Here is a 7,100-nt window from a genome sequence, read left to right on the forward strand (position 1 = left end):
TTGCAGGGAGGACTGAAATGTTCATAAAAACAAGGGAGTACCAGGAGCTTTTTCTGGAGGCACTGCGTGCGGGGATCCGCGGGCAGCGGGTGGCCTGGAAGGAGCGTTCCGTGCAGGAGTGGTCAGAGGTTTTTGTCCTGGCGGACATGCATCATGTGCTGCCGCTGGTTTATGAGGCGGTGGCGGAGTGCCGGGCAGCGGCATTGGCGGACCGTGTGATGTTTGCAAAAGTGCGGGAAAAGAGTCTACGGCTGATGGCACTTCAGAGGACGATGACCGAAGAATTTTTGGAGTTGTACGCTCATTTACAACAGATGGGTGTAAAGGCACTGGCGGTAAAAGGAATCGTCTGCCGCAGTCTGTATCCGAATCCGGATGCAAGGCTTTCTGCTGATGAGGATCTGCTGATACCAAAAGAGCAGTTTGAGGCCTGTCAGGAAGCGATGCTTTTATATGGAATGCAGCAGTTAAATCCTGAGACTGGCACCGAGAACTATGAGACGGCTTATAAAAAAACAGGCGGCTTTCTGGTGATCGAGCTGCACCGGATGCTGTTTCCGGAAAATGAAAAATGGTGTATTGGATGGAATGGATTTTTTGATGAAATCCATAAACAGGCGATCGAAAGAGAGACAGAAGGTGTAAAAATCAATATGCCGCAGCCGACGGATCATCTGTTTTTTCAGTTCTGCCATGCCAGAAAACATCTGCTTGCTTCTGGAGTCGGGATACGGCAGATCTGCGATATTCTGCTGTTTGCCGAGCATTACGAGAAGGAGATCGACTGGGAGATTTTCTGGGATCGCATCCGGATGACGGATGGTATCCTGTTTGCAGAGGCGATTTTTCACCTTGGTGTGCAGTATCTTGGTTTTGAAGAAAAACAGTTCTATTTTCCGGAAGGTGTGCATAGTATGAAACTGGATACGGAAAGACTGATGGAAGATATCCTGCACTCCGGCATTCATGGAAAAGGGACAAGGAGTCGCCTGCACAGCGGCACCCTTACGCTGCATGCGGCGGAAAAAAGAGGACTGTCAGGCATATTCCCCGGTCTGTTTTACATGGCATTTCCGCCTGCAAAGAATCTTCTGTGGCGTTTTCCGTACCTGAAAAAGCATCCATATCTTCTGCCGTTTGCCTGGGGGCAGAGGCTCTGTGGCTATCTCAGAGAAGGTCCGGTTTTAGGATCGGTAAAAGAAATCGTTAAGACTGGAAGAAAAAGGAAAGAGATTTTAAGAGAATATGGGATTTTCGGGGAAAAGAGAAGATGAATACAACAAGGGAAAGTGAGTGAAATATGGAGGCGAAGCGATTTGTATTGCGGAAAGTAGCAGGGGAAAACATCCTGGTGCCGGTGGGAAATACGGCTCTTACTTTTAACGGTCTGGTGACCTTGAATGAGAGCGGGGCGTTTCTGTGGAAACATATGGAAAAAAACAGGACGAGGGAAGAGCTGGTACAGGAGGTTCTGCAAGAATATGAAGTGTCAGAAGAACAGGCACGTCTGGATATCGGTCAATTTCTTACATATCTTGCAAAAGCGGGCGTTTTGGAATGAGGGATAAGAAAGGGACGCATCGATTCTGGGGTGTGCTGTTTTATCTGGCACTTATGGTCACGATTGTGTCTGCCTCTTATGCAGGCGTGAGGTTCTGCAGCAATCTGGTGACAGAACAGTCGTATGAAAGACTGCGGGATGCGGCGGAAGCGTTCGCAGTGGGGACAAAAAACGGGCAGCAGGGAAAAGAAAAAAATAAGGCAGCAAAGGAAATGGAACGTGAGTCCGAAGCCGGGGATGACAGGCCGGAAGGCATCGATTTTGCAGAGCTTTCGAGCATCAATCCGGATATTTATGCTTGGATTCGGATACCGGATACGCAGATTGATTATCCGGTGCTGCAAAGAGAAGAAGATGACACTTATTATTTGAGGCACAACAGCAGCGGAAGATATGCATTTGCCGGAAGTATTTATACGGAAGAGGCAAACAGCAGGGATTTTAAAGATCCGATGACCGTGCTTTACGGGCACAACATGAGAGACGGCTCGATGTTCCAGAATCTTCATTTTTTTGAGGATGAAACATTTTTTGCGGAACATCCGGAATTTTTTATTTATTTGCCGGGCTACCGGCTGACATATGAAATTTTTGCGGCGTACCGCTTTGATGATACGCATCTGCTCGGGGCATTTGATTTTTCAAAGAAAAAGGGGCGATGGGCGTATATCAGAGAAGTGTTTGCCGGGATTTCCATGGGACAGAATACAAGAGAGGATGTAAAGGTGACAGCAAAAGATAAATTTGTGACCCTGAGTACCTGCACATCCGATCAGGCAGACGGACGTTACCTGGTGCAGGCTGTTCTGAGAAAAAAAGAAAAAACCAGGCAGTAAAAAAGAGAAAGAAGGTGTGGGAATATGCAGACGGAAAAAAGAGCGGGCAGGGTGATGCGAAGTGTGGCGGCCGTTCTGGTGATCATTCTGGCGATCGTGGCAATTTTTCAGGGATTTCGTATGAGGGGGAAAGAGGCACTGTTTCGCAATGTGGCGGTGGAAACGGAAAATCTGACGGAAGAAAAGCAAAGCGGAGACGACAGGGCAAAGATCGCATGCGAACAGGGAAAGGAGGTCACATATCAGGGAGAGAAGTATGTGTACAACGAAGATCTGGTGTCGATCCTTTTTCTTGGGGTAGATAAGGAAGCGTTTGAAGAGGGCGGCACGGTCGGAGATGGAAAGGCAGGTCAGGCAGATGCACTTTTTCTTCTTGTGCTGGATACGAAAACCGGAAAGAGCCGCCTGATCGCGATCTCACGAGATACGATGACGGATGTCAACGTCTATTCAGACCTTGGAAATTTTATCGGAACGGAAAAGCTGCAGCTCTGTCTTGCCTACACGTACGGGGACGGAAAGGAGAAGAGCTGTGAGAATACGGTGAGAGCCGTTTCCAGGCTGTTTTACGGGATGCCGGTCGCAGCGTATGCGGCACTGGATCTGGATGCCATTGCAGTGCTGACGGATGCAGTCGGCGGTGTGGAGGTGACGGTCACCAAAGATCTGACGATCCAGGATCCGTCCCTGAAAGAAGGAGAGAGAAAGGTGCTGACCGGAGAGCAGGCACAGTGGTATGTGCGAAGTCGTCTGGTGGAAGAAAAGGAAGCGACAGCGGATGCCAACAGTGACCGCATCGAGCGGCAGAAGCAGTATCTTGCAGCTTTTGGAGGAAAAGCGGCAGAGCAGTTTCGAAAGAATCCGCTTTTTTTGTTGACTCTGTATCAGAAAATCAAGGATTTTTCAGTCACGAATCTTTCAGCAGCCGAAGTGACGTATCTTGGGACCCTGCTTTTTCGCGGCGGTTTTCAGGATACCGGTATTTTAAGCATCAAAGGAGAAGCATCCATGGGAGAGACTTATGCGGAATTTCATGTGGATGAGCAGGCAATGTATGAGATGGTTTTAGAGGTGTTTTATCGAAAGGCGGGGAAGGATCATGAAAAATAAAAAACTTTGGATCACGGCAATTTTGCTGTCCGGTATGCTGGCACTTCCGGTCCAGGCGGCAGTGATAAGTCCTGGCAGTGAGAATGTAAGAAGAAGTACGGTGACAAAGACGGCCGTTTCACCGAAAACAGGAGAAGGTACGGGAGAGTCCGTGGCTCTTCTGCTTGCCTGTGTATCGGCATCGGCAGCCGTTTTTGCAGACCGGAAACGGAAAGAGAAGGCGGAATGAAAAAATTAAGGTGGTTTGCGATCACACTTTTTCTGCTCTCAGTGGTGCTCTATGCACTGGATCAGAACCAGATCCGACGAAAAACGGATCAAACCATACCGAAAATATCTATGGATCAGGATGAGATCCAGGTGAGTGTCAAAGATCCGGAGAAAGTATGGAAAAAGGGAATCACAGCTTATGATGAAAAAGACGGCGATATCACGGATTCTCTGGTGATTGAGAGTGTATCGACTTTTCTGGAAAAAGGACGCAGACTGGTCTCCTATGCAGCATTTGACCGGGACGGCCACGTTGCGAAAGCATCCAGACAGCTGATCTACACGGACTATCATTCGCCGAAAATCTCCTGTGCAAAGCCATTTTCTTTCCCGGTCGGGACACAGGATATTCTGGATAGTGTCTATGCGACAGACTGCATCGACGGAGATATCTCAAATAAGGTGGAGATCACGGGGGATTCGGTGTTTTTCCTGAATATCGCCGGAGAATATGAGATCTGGCTGCAGGTGACAAACAGCTGCGGTGATATGGTGACGGTTCCGGTCACGCTTGAGATGGTGGATTACAGACAGCAGACGGAAAGGACAAAGCGTGCAGAAGCAGAAAAACAGATGGAAAGGACCAATCTGACAGAAAAAGCGACAGAAGAAACAGGGCAGAAAGAGACGGAAGGAGCAGAAAATGGAACAAAGGCGGGGTGAGTACAGGATGGATGGAGTGGACAGGGCACTGTCGTATACGGTTCTGACGGATGTTCTGCGGCAGTGGCTGGTGATTTTCTGTTTTGCCGTTTCGGCAGCATTGCTTGCGGCAGCTGTGATGCAGTGGCACTATCAGCCATCTTACACTTCCCAGGCGACACTTTATGTGACAAAAAAGGGACTTCCGAATAATGTCTATGACAATGAAAGTTCGGCACAGGTTATGGCGGAACATTTTGAGCAGATTTTAAACAGCAGTATTTTGCAGAAAAAAGTCGCAGAAGAGATACATCTTGCGGATTTTGCAGGCAGTGCATCGGCAGAGGCGGTGGAGGGAACGAATCTGATCAATCTGGCGGTCACTGCGGCCTCACCGGAGCTTTGCTTTAAACTGATGCAGTCTATTTTGAAAAATTACAGCCTGGTATCGGACTATATGACAGGTAATGCAATCCTGGAGATCTTAAAGGCACCGAAGGTTCCGCTTACGCCAGATCAGCCGTTTGAGCGGCGAAATATCATGATCCAAGCATTTCTGGCTGCGGCAGCATGCTGGGTACTGATCTTCGGCGGGCTGTCCTGGCTGAAGGATACGATCCGCACGGAGGAAGACATTGAACAGAAGCTGGAGGCGAGACGTCTTGGTACGCTCTGGCATGAGCGGAACAGAAAAAAACGGACTGACATCCGCATAGACGATCCGCTGATCAGCTTCCGCTATATGGAATCCCTGCAAAAACTTACACAGCACGTCCAGAAAAAGATGGAGGAGCGAAAGGCACAGACACTGCTTGTGACCAGTGTGCTGGAAAAAGAGGGCAGATCGACCGTGGCGGAAAATCTGGCATTGGCACTTTCGATGCGAAAAGAGAAGGTTTTTCTGTTAAATGCAGATTTCCGGAAACAGAATGCGTCCTGGCTTGCCGATGAAGAAGGACATTTGAAAATAGAAAATTTTCAGGAATTGTTGGAGAACCTGAAAAAAGAGAATGATTATGTGATCATCGATACGCCGCCGTTTTTGCAGAATGCGGATACGGAGGAGATGGCACAGATGGCGGATGCGTCACTTCTGGTTGTTGCAGAGCACCGGGCACAGGCGAAAGATCTGAATGCGGCACTGGATCTTTTAAATGCACAGGGAGAGAAAAATCTTGGCTGTGTCTACAACAATGCACATGTGGAATTTTTAAGACCGATGGCCTCTTATGGCTATCAGTATGCATATCATTACGGCAGATATGGAGGACATTATGAACGGTGAGATGAGATTGGAGGATGGAAGGATCGACCTTACCTCTCTGGCAGAGACGATGTGGAAACAGGGCAGACGCTTCTGGTGGCTTTTGCTGCTTCTTGCAGGGATCGGGGCAACTGCCTGTTCTTTTCTTGTGAAAAAAACTTATCAGCCGGTCTATACTGCATTTGCTGCTTATGCGGTGAGCAGTGATTCTGTCTATGCGGGAAATAAAAACTATGAGCAGAAAGTAGCAGAACAGATCGGCGTTGTGTTTCCTTATATTTTAACGAGCGATGTACTGCGGGAAAAAGTATGTGAAAAGATGGGGACAAAGACCATGCCGGGAAGTATCGATGCATCGGTGGTTCAAGATACTAATCTGATCACGATCCGGGCAAGGGCTGCAAGTGCCGGCAGGGCGTATGAACTTCTGCAGGCAGTGCTGGCATGTTACCCGGAAATCCTGCATCCGGTGACCGGTGTATTGAAGATGGAGCTTCTGGATGAATCCGGTGTGCCGCATCAGCCGGACAACATTCCGGATGGTCGAAGGGCAGCACTTGAAGGGGCTGGGGGTGGAAGCCTCCTTTTTATTCTGATCGTGCTTTTTGGTGCCATGGCGAAAAAGACCGTCAGAAACCGGGAAGATCTGCAGAGACTGACGCAGATCCATTATCTGGGAAGTCTTCCGAAAACCAGGGCAAAAAAGAGATCGGCTGCCTTTTTAGATGCCCGGTATGCCATCTGTGCAAGACTGGAAAAGGAGCTGAAAAAGAAAAACATGCATACGCTTCTTGTCACCAGTGCCGTTGCCGGGGAAGGAAAGACCACCGTTGCCTGCAATCTGGCACTGGGGCTGGAAAAGAAAGGCTATTCGGTACTTCTGCTCGATGCGGACTTAAGAAAACCGGCTGTTTGCCGGACGATGCAGCTGGATTCTGGTACGGAAGGGGCGTATGAAGTCCTGACCGGGCAGAGAACGGCAGAGGAGGTAAAAATCCGCTGTCGGGATACACAGCTCTGTGTCATTGCAGGGACGAAAAGCCTGTCATCCACGCAGCAGATCCTTGGCACAGGGAAAATCGCAGAGATCATAAAACAGCTGGAAAAGGAGGCAGATCTGGTGATCGTGGACACACCGCCGGCCGGGATTTTGTCGGATGCGGCAATGCTTGCTTCCTGCGTGGACGGAGGTGTTTTTGTTGTAAGACAGGATTTTGCTGATGTAAGGATCCTGACGGAAGGAATAAGAGAACTTTCCGAAGCCGGGATGGAGTTTGCAGGGTGCATTTTAAATCAGACCGAACACAAATAGCAGTGGACAATGGGAACGGTTTCTTATATAATGATGCCAGGGTCAAAAGGTCTAAATCCACATGAGCTTGCTCATAGGTGGATGAAAGACCTTGGGACCCGCCCC

8 protein-coding genes are annotated in these 7,100 nt (G+C 49.0%); all 8 read left to right on the forward strand.

The window, feature by feature from the left end; all coding sequences use genetic code 11:
* Positions 1-17 precede the first annotated feature (17 nt).
* Genes LKD42_RS11340 through LKD42_RS11375 form a run of 8 tightly spaced genes read left to right on the forward strand, consistent with a single transcriptional unit; the run spans position 18 to position 6,995 of the window.
* On the forward strand, positions 18-1,274 hold the full coding sequence (locus LKD42_RS11340; RefSeq protein ID WP_248835748.1) for a nucleotidyltransferase domain-containing protein: 1,257 nt from the start codon (positions 18-20) through the stop codon (positions 1,272-1,274).
* A 26-nt stretch (positions 1,275-1,300) separates the two neighbouring features.
* Positions 1,301-1,561, forward strand: coding sequence for a PqqD family protein (locus LKD42_RS11345; RefSeq protein ID WP_022118393.1), 261 nt, complete (start codon positions 1,301-1,303; stop codon positions 1,559-1,561).
* On the forward strand, positions 1,558-2,397 hold the full coding sequence (srtB, locus tag LKD42_RS11350) for a class B sortase (protein ID WP_248835749.1): 840 nt from the start codon (positions 1,558-1,560) through the stop codon (positions 2,395-2,397). Before LKD42_RS11345 ends, srtB begins: the two co-directional genes overlap by 4 nt.
* Positions 2,398-2,421: 24 nt before the next feature.
* Positions 2,422-3,507 (forward strand): LCP family protein, encoded by a 1,086-nt coding sequence (locus LKD42_RS11355; protein ID WP_248835750.1) that lies wholly within the window; start codon positions 2,422-2,424, stop codon positions 3,505-3,507.
* Positions 3,497-3,736 (forward strand): LPXTG cell wall anchor domain-containing protein, encoded by a 240-nt coding sequence (locus LKD42_RS11360; protein WP_248835751.1) that lies wholly within the window; start codon positions 3,497-3,499, stop codon positions 3,734-3,736. The genes LKD42_RS11355 and LKD42_RS11360 overlap by 11 nt, the downstream gene beginning before the upstream one ends.
* Positions 3,733-4,440 carry a hypothetical protein gene (locus LKD42_RS11365; RefSeq protein ID WP_022118397.1) on the forward strand — a complete coding sequence of 236 codons (708 nt, stop codon included), beginning with the start codon at positions 3,733-3,735 and terminating at the stop codon, positions 4,438-4,440. The genes LKD42_RS11360 and LKD42_RS11365 overlap by 4 nt, the downstream gene beginning before the upstream one ends.
* Positions 4,421-5,704, forward strand: a complete 1,284-nt coding sequence (locus LKD42_RS11370) for a Wzz/FepE/Etk N-terminal domain-containing protein (RefSeq protein ID WP_248835752.1) — start codon at positions 4,421-4,423, stop codon at positions 5,702-5,704. Before LKD42_RS11365 ends, LKD42_RS11370 begins: the two co-directional genes overlap by 20 nt.
* Positions 5,649-6,995, forward strand: a complete 1,347-nt coding sequence (locus LKD42_RS11375; RefSeq protein ID WP_248835753.1) for a polysaccharide biosynthesis tyrosine autokinase — start codon at positions 5,649-5,651, stop codon at positions 6,993-6,995. The genes LKD42_RS11370 and LKD42_RS11375 overlap by 56 nt, the downstream gene beginning before the upstream one ends.
* Positions 6,996-7,100: the final 105 nt, after the last annotated feature.

This window comes from Hominisplanchenecus faecis, assembly GCF_020687205.1.
Lineage (GTDB): Bacteria > Bacillota > Clostridia > Lachnospirales > Lachnospiraceae > Hominisplanchenecus > Hominisplanchenecus faecis.